Origin of the sequence: Rhizobium sp. S152 (genome assembly GCF_030380735.1) — a bacterium.
Lineage (GTDB): Bacteria > Pseudomonadota > Alphaproteobacteria > Rhizobiales > Rhizobiaceae > Rhizobium.
In genome coordinates, this window is record NZ_JAUDRZ010000001.1 from 65,642 (window position 1) to 79,208 (window position 13,567).

Genomic DNA, 13,567 nt, shown 5'->3' on the forward strand with positions numbered 1-13,567 from the left:
TTTATGTATGGCCGCGCGCCTAGAAGGCGGCTTCGTAGATCGAGCGAATATCGTCACGCGCGAGATCGCGCGGATTGTTGTCGAGCAGGCGGCGGATTGCAAAGGCATCGTCCGCCATGGCGTCGAGGTCGCTCACCGGAACCCCGAGACCCGAAAGCTTCATCTCGATGCCGAGATCGGCGCAGAAGGAATAGGCGGCTTCGAACACCGAACCGACGTCATCCGACGCCTTGCGGCCGAGCGCATCGATGACCGCCCTGGTCTTTTCGGGAACGGCCGGCGTGTTGAAGGCGAGCACATGCGGGAAGATCAGCGCGTTGGCGGCACCGTGCGCCACATGCCAGCGGGTGCCAAGCGGGTAGGCGAGCGCATGACCGCCGGCCGTATTGACCGGGCCGAGACAGAAGCCGCCGTAGAGCGAGGCGAGCGACAACCCGGCGCGCGCCTCGGCATCGGAACCATCATTGACCGCCCGCGCCAGATACTTGCCGACCAGCCGCGCGCCCTCGATCGCATAGAGGTCGATCATCGGATGCGCCTTGCGGTTTGTGAACGCTTCGACGCAATGCGCCATGGCATCGACACCGGTGGCGGCCGTCGTGCGGGCCGGAACGGTGAAGGTGAGCGCCGGATCGATGACCGCGATATCGGCCAGCATGTGAATGCTCTCGACAGCGAGCTTTGCCATCGTCTCGGGATCGGTGACCAGCGCCCGGATGCCGGCCTCGCTGCCGGTGCCGGCCGTGGTCGGCACCTGCGCCAGCGCCACGCGGCGCGGCCCCGTGACCTTGTTCGGACCGACCACCTCGCGCAGCGTCTGCGACGAGCCGGCGAGAACGGCCGCGAGCTTGGCGAGGTCCATCGCGCTGCCGCCGCCGAAACCGACGACAAGCTCCGCATCGGCGTCATTCGCCGCTGCCAGCACCTTGTCGAGATTGGCGGTATCAGGCTCCGGAGTGACATCGGAAAAGACCGTGACGTCGCCGGAAAGACCAAGCGCGTCGACGCGCGTCGCGTTGAAGGCGTCGGAAATCACGAGGATGCGGCGATAGCCCTTGTCGCCCGCCCACTTGCCCAGACGCTCCGCCGTGCCGACACCGAACTCGATCAGATGCGGCCGGACGATTGTGATAGGCGAATCCAAGCTGACCACTGGACCATTCCTCCCCTGCAATACAGCGACGCCATTGCGCCGCCTAAGATGTAAATTTGTTATACAAGCTCATTCTGTTTGGCAAGCTTTGATCGCGAGCGCATCGATAATTTCATCATCGAATGGAATTCAAGAACACGCGCACCAGGCACAGAAGTAAGCCTATTATATTGTTTTATATTGTATATTCCCCCGTCCATGTGTCTTTCGACCGCGGCTCCTTGCGTCAAGGCAGCAAAGATCGCAGGCGCCACAAAATTGTCAAAACAGCGCCCAAGCGACGCCGCCTGGCGCGATAAAATCCTCGAAAGAGGTCGCGCCGGGCGACTAATCGTTCACAACTGACAAGCAGCCTTGCACTCAGCCGAGCGCCTGGGACGTCAGCCGCACATATTTGATGGCGCGGCGGTAATAGGTGTAGGCGACATGCACGGTCCCATCCGGCCCCTCGACGATCGACGGATAGGAGAACTCGCGATTGAGCGCTTCCTTCGAGTTGTTGCTCAGGCAATAGCCGTCGCCGGTATCGAGATCGATGTGACGCGGGAAGCTGGCGCCTTTATCCGTCGAGAACGCCAGGCTGAGTGGCGCGCGCGGCACGCCCCAGATGGCCTTGCGGCGCTCGACGGCCTTGACCGGTGCTGCCGGTGCATCCGCCTCGTCGCCCTCGATTTCGTCATAGAGCGACAGCCGCCGCGCGTCCGACGTCAGCGCATTTGAATGGTTGTAAACCATTGCTATCACGCCATTATTCAGCCTCGCTGCCTGGATCGACGAGTTGTTGTTCGGCAGGTCGATCGGTTGCGGCGCGCTCCAGCTCTCGCCGCCATCACGCGAGCGGCTGGACAGCACGTTCTCGGAAAAACGGTTGCGATAAAAGGCAACGAGATGATCGCCTTCGACAGGCACGATGTTCATGTGCACCGCGCCGAGACTGTCCGGCACCGCCACCATCGCCCAGCTACGGCCGCCGTCGCGCGAGATCAACACGCCCGCCGTATCCGCATCGCCCGTCCAGCGCTCTCCGGGCAGGCCGACGCAGCGGAAGATCGGCAGCAGCCACGCGCCCTTGCCGTTGACGATGATCGGCTGGCGCACGAAAGTCCCGGGAAGATCGCACAGCATGTTCACGGCGCCGAAGGTCTTACCGCCGTCCTCGGAAATCCGACATTTGACAACCGAGCCGTCCTGGTTGCCCGAGGTCTGCGAGGTGTAGAGCAGCCAGACATTTCCGTCCGGAGCCTTGAAAATTAACGGATTTTGCTCGGATTTGGCGGGATCGTCGGACATTTTCTCCGGCTGAGACCACTGCGTGGCGCCCGGCGCCAGGCGCGACATGTAAATCGAGATATCGCCCATACCCTCCATCGTACCGCCGAACCAGACGCAGGTCAGCGTCCCGTCGGGCAGAAACGCCAGGTTGGCGGCGTGGTTTTGGATGCAGGGCGACGGCAGATAGGCGTCCGACCGTCCCGGAGGGGCGGGATTTGGGACGATCTCGCCGGTCATCAGGCCAGGAACGGCATCCGGCTGCAAACCCGTGAAGGCCATGGTCGTCCTCCTTACGGCAGCGTCTTGTAGGCTTCGGCAAGCGATGCGTAATCGGCGTCGCTGATCGGCATCAGCGGTGCGCGTGTGCGCTTCCAGGCCGGGTTGCCGGTTTTCAGGCCGACCATCGCCTTGATTGTCGGGATCTGTACGTAGGAGTTGGAGAGCGTGCGGTAGGCGTTGATGCGCGCCTGCGCGGTCTCGACCGCCGCCGCCTCGCGCTCGTCGTGCACCTTGTCATAGACGGTGCGCAGCGAATCCGCGACCAGATTGGAGGTCGCGGTGATGCAACCGGCGCCCCCGGCCTTCAAGAGCGGCAGCAGCAGCGGATCCGCGCCGGCGAGAACCGAGAAGCCGGGATAAGCAGCGATGATCGCCTGCATGTTGTTGAAATCGCCTGCTGATTCCTTGATGCCGACAACCGTGTCCGGGAAGGCTTCGATCAGCCTTCCGATCAGCGGCACCGAGAGCGGCACACCCGAAACCTGCGGGATATGATAGAGAATGACCTGCAGCCTGTTGTCGGCGACTTTCTCAAGGATCTGCGAATAGGCTGCAAACAGGCCGTCGTCGGAAACACCCTTGTAGTAGAAGGGCGGCAGCATAACGACCTTGGTGACGCCGAGCGACAGTGCATGCCTGGTAAGATCGACCGTCTCCTGGATGGCGACGACGCCGGTGCCCGGCAGCAGCTTGTCGGCGGGAATGCCGGCCTTCAGCGCCGCCTCGAGGATCGCCTTGCGCTCGCTCGACGAGAACGAATTCGCCTCCCCTGTGGTGCCGAGAAGCGCCACGCCGTGGCAGCCCTCGGCAAGCAGGCGCTGGCAGTGCTCGGTGAAAAGACCGAGATCAGGGCTCCCATCGGCATTGAGTGGGGTCGCGGCGGCGCTGTAGACACCCGTGATCTTGTGATTGTTCATGTCGTCCTCCTCGGATGAACGCCGCATATGGCGGCAAAAGGCGGGAAACCCTGCCTGCAAGATGCGGGTTTTCTCATCCTCGTTCCGCATGTTGTCAATATGACAATAAGCACTTCAATCGATCGTATTTTTCAACGCATTGAAATTAAATAGGAAATTTTTTTGATCATTTTGCCGTGCTTCGCATGAATTAATTTCTATTGACATATTTACATTATCGAGCGAGTGTTTGCGCCATTGTCATGACGCACTTTCGGGATGGAGCGAAAGATGGAGACGTCATCGATTTTGTCATGGGAGGATGGAATGACTGATCGGACTGATAAGAATAATGGAATGTCGCGTCGTGAAGCGTTGAAGCTCGGCCTGGCCGCCGGTGTCGGCCTCACCGTATTCGGCCTCAACGCCAAGATCGTGCTCGCCGACGACGGCCAGGTGCTGAAGGTCGCCAACCCGGCGTTCAACCAGGATTGGTCGCCGCTGCGCGGCGGCGGTGTTCCGTTCCGCTGGAATTCAATCTGGTGGGCTTCGCCGATGTATTTCGACAGCGAAGGCAAGATCAAGCCTTACGTTTTCACCAGCTGGGAATCGCCTGACAACAAGGTCTGGACCTTCAAGGTCGACCCCAAGGCTGTGTTCTCCGACGGCAGCAAGATCACCTCGGCCGACGTCAAGGGCTCCTGGGAAGTCGCCTCCATGCCCAACACCAAGAGCCAGCGCGCCGACCAGGTGCTGAGCAAGGTTCAGGGTTACAAGGAAATCGGCGCCGGTTCCGGCAACGAGCTGACGGGCGTCGCAACGCCTGACGAAGGCACCGTCGTCGTCACGCTGACGGAAGCCGATCCGATCTTCTTCATGCGCCTTGCCAACCACATCGCGCCGATCACCAAGGCCGCGCAGTCTCGCGGCAGCGACGGCGAGGAAGTGGCGGACTGGTACAAGCCCGATAGCAGTGCCGTCTATTCCGGCCCGTTCAAGCTCACCAGCATCGATATCGACGCCGGCAAGCTGGTATTCGAGCCGAACGAGAACTTCTTCGGTCCCAAGCCGAAGCTGGCACGCATCGAGATCACCTCGATCGAGGACAACGTCACCGCGACGTCGCTCATCAAGTCGGGCGAGTTCAATGCCCATACCGAACTGGTCACCTCGACGATCATCCAGGATCTCGGCCCCGAATTCTCCGCCGGCCCGCTGATCCCGACCAGCCAGCACTTCTGGTTCAACGTCACCCGCGCGCCGATGGACGATCCGAAGGTTCGCCAGGCGCTGATCATGGCGATCGATCGCGACGGCCTCTTCAAGGCGTCCTATCCCGATGGTCCGCACAAGAAGGCCGACCAGATTCTGAACTCCGTTCCCGGCGCCGACAATTCCGGCTTCGAGCCCTTCCCCTACGATCCGGCCGCCGCCAAGAAGCTGCTCGCCGAATCGAGCTACGGTGGTCCCGAGCGTCTGCCGAAAATCCTCTTCGTCGGCATCTCCGCCCCGGCCATTCAGGCAGCGGCACAGTACATCGCCGAGCAGTGGCGCCAGAACCTCGGCATCACGGCTGTCGACATGAAGCCGCAGCAGGATAGCTACGCCGGTCCCGACCAGAACGCGGTGCAGATCTTCCGCGACGACGTCGGCACCCGCGTACCTGATGCCGTCTCCTACCTCGCCGGCTGCATCGCCTCGACCTCGTCCAACGCCCAGAACAAGCTCGGCGGCTACAAGAACGACAAGGTCGATGCCGCGCTTGCCGAGGCCGCCACCAAGGCTGCCGACGATCCCGAGCGCATCAAGCTCGCGCAGGATGCCCAGAAGGCATTCCGCGAGGATTGGGCCTTCATTCCGTGGTACTCTCAGGCGATGTCGCGCTGGGCCACCAAGGAGGTCAAGGGCATGGAGAAGAACCTCGACTGGCAGGTCGTGGCGCCCTGGGACATTTCGATCGGCTGAGCCGGTCCGAATTCATGAGCAAATAGCCCCTATGGGCCTTTCAGCAACCGCGCGAAGACCGCAAGGCCTTCGCGCAAGTTTCAAGAAGACATCGCATCCGCGCATGGTTGCCGGCGCATGTCTCACAACAGGTGGGAGGTGACCTTGTTCCGCTACGTGCTGACCCGGTTTGCCATCTGGATTCCCTCGGTTCTGATCGTGATGCTGGCGGTTTACGCGCTGGCCTTCTACGGCGCCGGCGATCCGATCAAGCTTATCTTTCTGCGTGCGCCCGGCGATGTCGCCTATAATCCGCAGCGCATCGAGGCCATCCGCGAAAGCGCAGGGCTGAACAAACCATTCCTCATGCAGTTCGGCGGCTACATCTGGAACCTACTGCATGGCCAGTTCGGCAATTCGCTGACCTCCGGCCGCTCGGTCTGGGCCATGGTCTCCGCCGCTGCTCCCGTCTCCTTCAAGCTGGCGCTCTGTTCCATCATCCTGACCACCGTCATTGCCATCCCACTCGGCATGATCGCCGCCATGAATCAGAACAGCCGCCTGGACTACGCGATCCTCGGCTCGGCCCTGTTCCTCTGGGCGATCCCGGCCTATGTCGCCGGCCCGCTGCTGATGGTCGGCCTGATCGTGCTGCTTCCCGGCGTCAGTGTTCCCTATGGCTGGGGCGGGGTCTTCGACGTGCGCATCCTGCTGCCGCTGGTGGTCCTGTCCTTCCAGCCGATAGCGCTGATCGTGCGCCAGACCCGCGCCGCCGTCATCGAGGTGCTGTCGGAGGATTTCGTCCGCACCGCCCGCGCCAAGGGCGTGCCTGAAATGGTCGTGGCGCTGCGGCATATCCTGCGGCCGGTGCTGACCCCTGTTGTCACCCAGCTCGGCCTGATCATGATCACCATCGTCAACGGCGCGATCTTCGTCGAACTTGTCTTCGGTCTGCCCGGCCTCGGTCGCCTGACCGTGCAGGCGCTGACCAATTCCGACTATCCCGTGATCCTGGCGATCACCCTCATCGGATCCTTCCTGGTTATGATGTCGAACCTTCTGGTCGATGTTCTCTATCCGCTGCTCGATCCGCGTGCCAACGATTCAAGAAGGAGCCGCTGACCATGTCCGCCGTCCCTCTCTCCCCCGTCGCCACCCAGGAAGAGGCACCCGTCAGCCTGTGGCGCGACGCCTGGTATCGCCTGAAGCGCAACAAACTCGCCGTCTTCGGCCTCGTCGTCGTCGCGATCCTCGCTTTCGCCGCGATCTTCGGACCTTACCTCACGCCCTACGACTATCTGAGCCAGGACCTGCAGGCCCGCAACGCCGCGCCCTCGCTGCAACATCTGTTCGGCACCGATGATCTCGGCCGAGATGTCTTCAGCCGCGTCGTCTTCGGCACCCGCACCGCTTTCCTGGTCGCCGTCATCGTCACCGTCATCGCCGTCTTCATCGGCACGGTGCTCGGCGCCATCGCCGGCTTCTTCGGCAATCCGTTCGACCGCATCATCATGTGGCTAACCGACATGACCATGTCGGTGCCGAACCTGCTGCTCGTCGTCGTCATCAACGCATCGCTGAAGTCGCCGATCACCAAATGGATGGAAGCGCAGTATCTGGCGACGCTCAATCCCTTCTACCGCCAGACGATCTGGGTCGATTTCATGCTGGTCTTCGGCTCGATGGCGCTGATCTCCTGGCCGCCCTATGCGCGTCTCGTCCGCGCTCAGGTCCTGTCGATCCGCAGCCGGCCCTATATCACCGCCGCCCAGGCGCTCGGCCTGTCGAACTGGATCATCATGAAGCGCTATGTCGTGCCGAATGCGCTCGGCCCGCTGATCGTCTCCGTCAGTGCTGGTCTCGGCACGGCGATGGTCCTGGAAAGCGCCTTCAGCTTCCTCGGCGTTGGCGTCAACCCGCCGACCCCCAGCTGGGGCAACATGATCTCCGACGGCCTGCGCGTCTGGCAGCACTATCCGCACCTGCTGGCCGCCCCCGCTGCCGTCCTCGGCCTCGCCTCCGTCGCCTTCAGTTTCCTTGGCGATGGCCTCAACGACGCTCTCAATCCGCGGGGGTCCAAGTGATGAACACCACACGCTCCAACGAGAAACTGCTCGATGTGCGCGGCCTGACCGTCGAGATCGACGGCAGAAACGGCCCGGCGGTCGTGGTCGATGGTATCGACCTCCATGTCAACAAGGGCGAGACGCTTGGCGTCGTCGGCGAATCCGGCTGCGGTAAGAGCCTGACGATGCTCAGCCTGATGCGGCTGCTGCCGAACAAGATCAAGGTCACCAAGGGCTCGGCGAGCTTCGACGGCCACGACCTGCAGAAGATGTCGAACAAGGAACTGCGCAAGGTGCGCGGCGGCGATATCGGCTTCGTCTTCCAGGATCCGATGACCTCGCTCAATCCGGTCATGCGCATCGGCGACCAGATCTGCGAGCCGCTGATCTACCACCGCGGCATGAAGAAGCCGGAAGCACGCGCCCGCGCCGTCGAACTGTTGCGCCTCGTTGGCATCCCCGGCCCGGAAGAGCGGCTGCAGGCCTATCCGCACGAGCTGTCGGGCGGCATGCGCCAGCGCGTGATGATCGCGATCGGCCTCGCCTGTAACCCCAAGCTCCTGATCGCAGACGAACCGACGACGGCGCTCGATGTCACCATCCAGGCGCAGATCGTCGATCTGGTGAAGGACCTGCGCGCCAAGCTCGGTATGTCCGTTGTCTGGATCACTCACGACCTGGCGCTGATCGCCGGTCTCGTCGATCGCGTCGCCGTGCTTTACGCCGGCACCGTGGTCGAGGATGCGCCGGTCGACGAGCTCTACGCCCACCCGAGCCACCCCTACACACGCGGCCTGCTGGCCTCGATCCCGAAGCTGTCGGATGCGCCCGCAAGCCGTCTGAGCTCGATCGGCGGCACGCCGCCGGAGCCCGGTCGTCGGCCCAAGGGTTGCCCCTTTGCCCCGCGCTGTCCGCTGGCGGAAGCCGTTTGCCACGAGCGCGTGCCGAAACTCGAACCGATCCAGGGCGCCGGAAACCACCGCACCGCCTGCTTCGTCGTCCAGAAAATGCAGGAGGCCGCGTGATGGGTGCCCAACCGCTGCTCAAGGTCGAAAACCTCGTCAAGCATTTCCACGTCAAGCTCGGCGCCTTCGGCGAACGCTCGGCCACGGTCTATGCGCTCGACAACATCAACCTCGACATCATGGAAGGCGAGACGCTGTCGCTGGTCGGCGAATCCGGCTGCGGCAAGTCGACGACAGGCTTCACCATCCTCAACCTCTACAAGGCGACCTCAGGCAAGGTCGTCTACAAGGGGCAGGATCTGGCGACGCTGGACGAAAAGCAGATGCGGCCCTTTCGCCGCGACCTGCAGATCGTCTTCCAAGATCCCTATTCGACACTCAACCCGCGCATGACGATCGGCGAGGCGATCGGCGAGCCGATCCTGTTCCACAAGCTCTGCACCAAGGCCGAACTCAAGGACCGCGTCGCGGCACTCTTGACCGACGTCGGCCTGCCGACACGTTTCGCCCAGCGCTATCCGCACGAACTGTCGGGCGGCCAGCGTCAGCGTGTCGTCATCGCCCGCGCGCTCGCCTGCCAGCCGAAATTCATCGTCTGCGACGAGGCGATCTCGGCGCTCGACGTCTCGATCCAGGCGCAGATCATCAACCTGCTGCTCGATCTGCAGGAAAAATACGGGCTGACCTATCTGTTCATCGCCCATGATCTGGCAGTCGTGCGCCATATCAGCACCCGCGTCGGGGTCATGTATCTCGGCCGTCTGGCGGAACTGGCAACACGCGAGGAGCTGTTCGACAACCCGCTGCATCCCTACACCAAGGCGCTGCTGTCGGCCGTGCCGGAAACCGATCCGGAGTTGGAGCGCACCCGCAACCGGCAGATCCTGCAGGGCGATGTGCCGAGCCCGCTCAACCCGCCGAGCGGCTGTCGCTTCCATTCGCGCTGCCCGATCGCCATGGATGTGTGCAGCAAGGTCGTGCCGGAGTGGAAGGAAGCTAAGCCCGGCCACCTCGTTGCCTGCCACGCGGTCGACACGGGACAGGCTGCATGACGCTCAAGGTCGCGATCATCGCCGACGATCTGACCGGCGCGCTCGACACGGGAACCCCCTTCGTCGACGCCGGTCTTTCCGTTGCCGTGGCGATCGAGATCGAGGCTGTCGAGGACGCTCTGGCAACCGGTTGCGAGGTGGTAGTTGTTAACACCGCCTCGCGCGCCCTCCCGGAGGGGGAAGCGGCGAGAAGGGCCGGCCTCGCGGCCAGCGCTCTTCTTGCCGCACATCCCGCAATCGTCCTGAAGAAGATCGATTCCCGACTGAAGGGCAATGTGGCGGCTGAAAGTGCCGCCATCGCGGCCATCTTCGGCCATCGCGAGATCACCATCGCCCCGGCCATCCCTGATCAGGAGCGCTTCACCCGTGACGGCCATGTGGTTGGCCGTGGTGTCGAGAAGCCGCTGTCGATCGCCGCCCTGTTCAAAGGCCGTAGCGATAGGGTGAGCATCATCGACGCCGAGAGCGACGCCGATCTCGACCGGCTGGCATCGGAGCACGATTGGACCGCGGCGCTCGCGGTCGGCGCGCGCGGCATCGGCAGTGCGCTCGCCCGCCGTATCGGCCACGCCGGCAAGCCCGTCCGCAATTTCCAGGCGACCGACAAGACCATCTTCGCCTTCGGCTCGCGCGACCCGATCACATCGACGCAGATGCAGCGCCTCGAGGCATCCGGCATGCTGACAGCGACCATCGAAGCGCCCATGGGCGCGCTTGCGCAGGGTGACCAGCCGAGCTTACCGGTCCTCATCCGCTGCACCGGCGCCATCACCGAGGATGCGGTCGGCGTCGCGAGACGCTTTGCGCAAGGCGTCAAATCGGTGATAGAGAATACACGCCCTGATATGCTGATGGTCGGTGGCGGCGATACGGCCCTTGCCGTCTTCCGCCAACTTGGTATCAGCGTGCTGTCGCCGAAGGGCGAGATCGAGGCGGGCGTACCGTGGTTCGACGTGACGGCGGCCGATGGCGCCGGTTTCCGTTGCGCGGTGAAGTCCGGGGGCTTCGGGAATTCCGAGAGTTTGCTAAGAGTGATTCCGCAGAATCAGGCGGCATGAGACGAATGCCGGCAGGGAGAATGGACGTGGACGAAGCAAACGGGGCACAGGCAAATCCGCAACCTTCAGGCAAGCCGGAGCGCGGCAAGGCCGTGAAACTGGTCGATCGCGTGCTCGACCAGCTGCAGGAGCGCATCCGCTCCGGCAACTATCCGCCCGATTCCCGCCTGCCCGGCGAGCACGAGCTGGCCTCGATGCTCGGCGTCTCCCGTCCGGTCGTCCGCGATGCGCTGGCCAAGCTCCGCGACCAGGGCATCGTCTATGCGCGCCAGGGCGCCGGCACCTTCGTCAGCGCCCACGGCTCGCCGACGACGCAGCTCTCCTATTCGCCCGTCAAGACCATCGCCGACATCCAGCGCTGCTACGAATTCCGCCTCACGATCGAGCCGGCCGCCGCCTATTTCGCCGCCAAGCGCCGCGACGAGGCCGCCATCCAGAAGATTGCCGCAGCCCTTGCGGACCTGCGCGAGGCGACCAGCCACCAGCTGCACCGCACCGATGCCGACTTCATGTTCCACCGCGCCGTGACCGAGGCCGCCAACAACCACTATTACACCGCCTCGATCGACGCGCTGAAGGCGCATATCGCCGTCGGCATGCATCTTCACGGTCTCTCGCTACTCGGTCCGCGCCAGGGTCTCGAGCAGGTTTACGAAGAGCACCAGAAAATTTATCAGGCCATCGTCGAGGGCCGCGCGGACGACGCGAAGGCCTTGATGAAAGGCCATCTCGAGGGCTCTCAGGGCCGCCTCTTCGAAGGCCGCGCGCTCGACCTCTCCATGTAGCGGCCGTCGGCGGCTTGACAGCGTCGCCGTCGTCGCTCTACCCTTTTCGCATTCACCAGGGGGGTCCCGGCAAGGGGCTGAGATACTGCTGGACGATAAGGCCTAGGCCGTTCGTGGCGCAGTGACCCGTTGAACCTGATCCAGTTCATACTGGCGTAGGGACGGTGCAAGCGCTCGAAGGCCGGGATTCCCGCGTGGAATCCGTGCCGGCGTCTTTTCATCATTCCGGCTGAGGACTGGGTCTCCAATCGCAAACTTGGAGCCTCAACCATGAATATCGCCGCAAAGACCATCACCCCCACAGTCACCACCGGCCCGTTGCCGGCCTCCCGCAAGATCTATATCCCGGGTGAAATCCATCCCGATATCCGCGTTCCCCTGCGCGAGATCAGCGTCCACCCGACGTCCGGCGAGCCGCCGGTCACGGTCTACGACTCCTCCGGCATCTACACCGTCGACGGCGCCGATATCAGCATCGAGCACGGCCTGCCCGCGCTACGGCGCGACTGGGTTCTGGCCCGCGACGATGTCGAGGCCTATGACGGCCGGCAGGTACGTCCCGAAGACAACGGCTTTGCCAGCGGCGAGCGCCTGACGCCGGAATTCTCCGCCAAACGCCAGCCACTGCGCGCTAAGGACGGCAAGGCGGTGACCCAGCTCGCCTATGCCCGTTCAGGCATCATCACGCCCGAGATGGAGTTCATCGCCATCCGCGAAAATCTCGGCCGCAAGGCGAAGGCCGAAGCCATGATCCGCGACGGCGAGAGCTTCGGCGCCCACATCCCCGATCACGTCACGCCTGAATTCGTCCGCCAGGAAGTGGCCGCCGGCCGTGCCATCATTCCGGCCAACATCAACCACCCCGAAGCCGAGCCGATGATCATCGGCAGAAACTTCCTAGTGAAGATCAACGCCAATATCGGCAACTCCGCCGTCACCTCCTCGATGGCCGAGGAAGTCGAGAAGATGGTCTGGGCGTCGCGCTGGGGCGCAGATACCGTCATGGATCTCTCCACCGGCCGCAACATCCACAACATCCGCGAATGGATCATCCGCAACTCGCCGCTGCCGATCGGCACTGTGCCGCTCTACCAGGCGCTGGAAAAGGTCGAGGGCATTGCCGAGAACCTGACCTGGGAGGTCTATCGCGACACGCTGATCGAGCAGGCCGAACAGGGTGTCGACTACTTCACCATCCATGCCGGCGTCCGGCTTCACTACATCCCGCTGACCGCCAACCGCGTCACCGGCATCGTCTCGCGCGGCGGCTCGATCATGGCCAAGTGGTGTCTTCATCATCACCGCGAGAGCTTCCTCTACGAGCATTTCGAGGAGATCTGCGACATCTGCCGCGCCTATGACGTCTCCTTCTCGCTGGGCGACGGCCTGCGCCCCGGCTCGATCGCCGACGCCAACGACGCAGCGCAGTTCGCCGAGCTGGAAACGCTGGGCGAACTGACGAAGATCGCCTGGGCAAAGGATTGCCAGGTCATGATCGAAGGCCCCGGCCATGTGCCGATGCACAAGATCAAGGAGAACATGGACAAGCAGTTGGCCGTCTGCGGCGAGGCGCCATTCTATACGCTCGGACCGCTGACCACCGATATCGCACCGGGCTACGACCACATCACGTCGGGCATCGGTGCCGCGATGATCGGCTGGTTCGGCACGGCGATGCTCTGCTACGTCACGCCGAAGGAGCATCTCGGCCTGCCTGATCGCAACGACGTGAAGACCGGCGTCATCACCTACAAGATCGCCGCCCACGCCGCCGATCTCGCCAAGGGTCACCCGGCCGCCCAGCTGCGCGACGATGCGCTGTCGCGCGCCCGCTTCGAGTTCCGCTGGGAGGACCAGTTCAACCTCTCGCTCGATCCGGAAACGGCCCGCAACTTCCACGACGAGACCCTGCCCAAGGAAGCGCACAAGGTCGCGCATTTCTGCTCGATGTGCGGCCCGAAATTCTGCTCCATGCGGATCTCCCACGATATCCGCGCAGAAGCGCAGAAAGATGGGCTGGACGCCATGGCGGCCAAGTACCGCGACGGCGGCGATCTCTACATGGCCGTCGATGCCGAGGGTCAGGTGGCCGGCTGA

Annotated in this window: 11 protein-coding genes and 1 riboswitch; of the genes, 8 read left to right on the forward strand and 3 right to left on the reverse strand. The window is 63.3% G+C overall.

All coding sequences use genetic code 11. The features are described 5' to 3' along the window. Positions 1-19: 19 nt before the first annotated feature. From QTL95_RS00350 to QTL95_RS00360, 3 genes are all read right to left on the reverse strand, one after another. On the reverse strand, positions 20-1,153 hold the full coding sequence (locus tag QTL95_RS00350; RefSeq protein ID WP_289717988.1) for an iron-containing alcohol dehydrogenase: 1,134 nt from the start codon (positions 1,151-1,153) through the stop codon (positions 20-22). A 360-nt stretch (positions 1,154-1,513) separates the two neighbouring features. Next, a complete protein-coding gene (locus QTL95_RS00355) occupies positions 1,514-2,704 on the reverse strand; it encodes a sialidase family protein (RefSeq protein ID WP_289717989.1) in 1,191 nt (396 codons plus the stop codon). A gap of 11 nt (positions 2,705-2,715) precedes the next feature. Further along, positions 2,716-3,621 (reverse strand): dihydrodipicolinate synthase family protein, encoded by a 906-nt coding sequence (locus QTL95_RS00360; protein WP_289717990.1) that lies wholly within the window; start codon positions 3,619-3,621, stop codon positions 2,716-2,718. 306 nt (positions 3,622-3,927) lie between these two features. On the opposite strand from QTL95_RS00360, the gene QTL95_RS00365 reads away from it, so the two are divergent. The 8 genes from QTL95_RS00365 (at position 3,928) to thiC (ending at position 13,567) form a co-directional block, all read left to right on the forward strand. Then, on the forward strand, positions 3,928-5,565 hold the full coding sequence (locus QTL95_RS00365; RefSeq protein ID WP_289717991.1) for an ABC transporter substrate-binding protein: 1,638 nt from the start codon (positions 3,928-3,930) through the stop codon (positions 5,563-5,565). Positions 5,566-5,709: 144 nt separating this feature from the next. Then, on the forward strand, positions 5,710-6,666 hold the full coding sequence (locus QTL95_RS00370; RefSeq protein ID WP_289718177.1) for an ABC transporter permease: 957 nt from the start codon (positions 5,710-5,712) through the stop codon (positions 6,664-6,666). Between the two features lie 2 nt (positions 6,667-6,668). Then, a complete protein-coding gene (locus QTL95_RS00375; RefSeq protein WP_289717992.1) occupies positions 6,669-7,628 on the forward strand; it encodes an ABC transporter permease in 960 nt (319 codons plus the stop codon). Next, complete coding sequence (locus tag QTL95_RS00380; RefSeq protein WP_289717993.1) at positions 7,628-8,635, forward strand: ABC transporter ATP-binding protein; 1,008 nt, start codon at positions 7,628-7,630, stop codon at positions 8,633-8,635. The genes QTL95_RS00375 and QTL95_RS00380 overlap by 1 nt, the downstream gene beginning before the upstream one ends. After that, entirely contained in the window at positions 8,635-9,627 is a 993-nt protein-coding gene (locus QTL95_RS00385) for an ABC transporter ATP-binding protein (RefSeq protein ID WP_289717994.1), read from the forward strand. Before QTL95_RS00380 ends, QTL95_RS00385 begins: the two co-directional genes overlap by 1 nt. Then, positions 9,624-10,685: a four-carbon acid sugar kinase family protein gene (locus QTL95_RS00390; protein ID WP_289717995.1), complete on the forward strand. Its 1,062-nt coding sequence runs from the start codon at positions 9,624-9,626 to the stop codon at positions 10,683-10,685. The genes QTL95_RS00385 and QTL95_RS00390 overlap by 4 nt, the downstream gene beginning before the upstream one ends. Before the next feature lie 26 nt (positions 10,686-10,711). Beyond that, on the forward strand, positions 10,712-11,470 hold the full coding sequence (locus QTL95_RS00395) for a FadR/GntR family transcriptional regulator (protein WP_442981238.1): 759 nt from the start codon (positions 10,712-10,714) through the stop codon (positions 11,468-11,470). Between the two features lie 47 nt (positions 11,471-11,517). After that, positions 11,518-11,650: riboswitch (TPP riboswitch) on the forward strand. Positions 11,651-11,740: 90 nt separating this feature from the next. Beyond that, a complete protein-coding gene (gene thiC, locus QTL95_RS00400; protein WP_289717997.1) occupies positions 11,741-13,567 on the forward strand; it encodes a phosphomethylpyrimidine synthase ThiC in 1,827 nt (608 codons plus the stop codon).

Excerpts from the sequence above, each read along its gene's own strand:
- QTL95_RS00355 (WP_289717989.1), bottom strand. The coding sequence starts at position 2,704 with ATGGCCTTCACGGGTTTGCAGCCGGATGCCGTTCCTGGCCTGATGACC.
- QTL95_RS00360 (WP_289717990.1), bottom strand. The coding sequence starts at position 3,621 with ATGAACAATCACAAGATCACGGGTGTCTACAGCGCCGCCGCGACCCCA.
- QTL95_RS00365 (WP_289717991.1), top strand. The coding sequence starts at position 3,928 with ATGACTGATCGGACTGATAAGAATAATGGAATGTCGCGTCGTGAAGCG.
- QTL95_RS00375 (WP_289717992.1), top strand. The coding sequence starts at position 6,669 with ATGTCCGCCGTCCCTCTCTCCCCCGTCGCCACCCAGGAAGAGGCACCC.
- QTL95_RS00380 (WP_289717993.1), top strand. The coding sequence starts at position 7,628 with ATGAACACCACACGCTCCAACGAGAAACTGCTCGATGTGCGCGGCCTG.
- QTL95_RS00385 (WP_289717994.1), top strand. The coding sequence starts at position 8,635 with ATGGGTGCCCAACCGCTGCTCAAGGTCGAAAACCTCGTCAAGCATTTC.
- QTL95_RS00390 (WP_289717995.1), top strand. The coding sequence starts at position 9,624 with ATGACGCTCAAGGTCGCGATCATCGCCGACGATCTGACCGGCGCGCTC.
- thiC (WP_289717997.1), top strand. The coding sequence starts at position 11,741 with ATGAATATCGCCGCAAAGACCATCACCCCCACAGTCACCACCGGCCCG.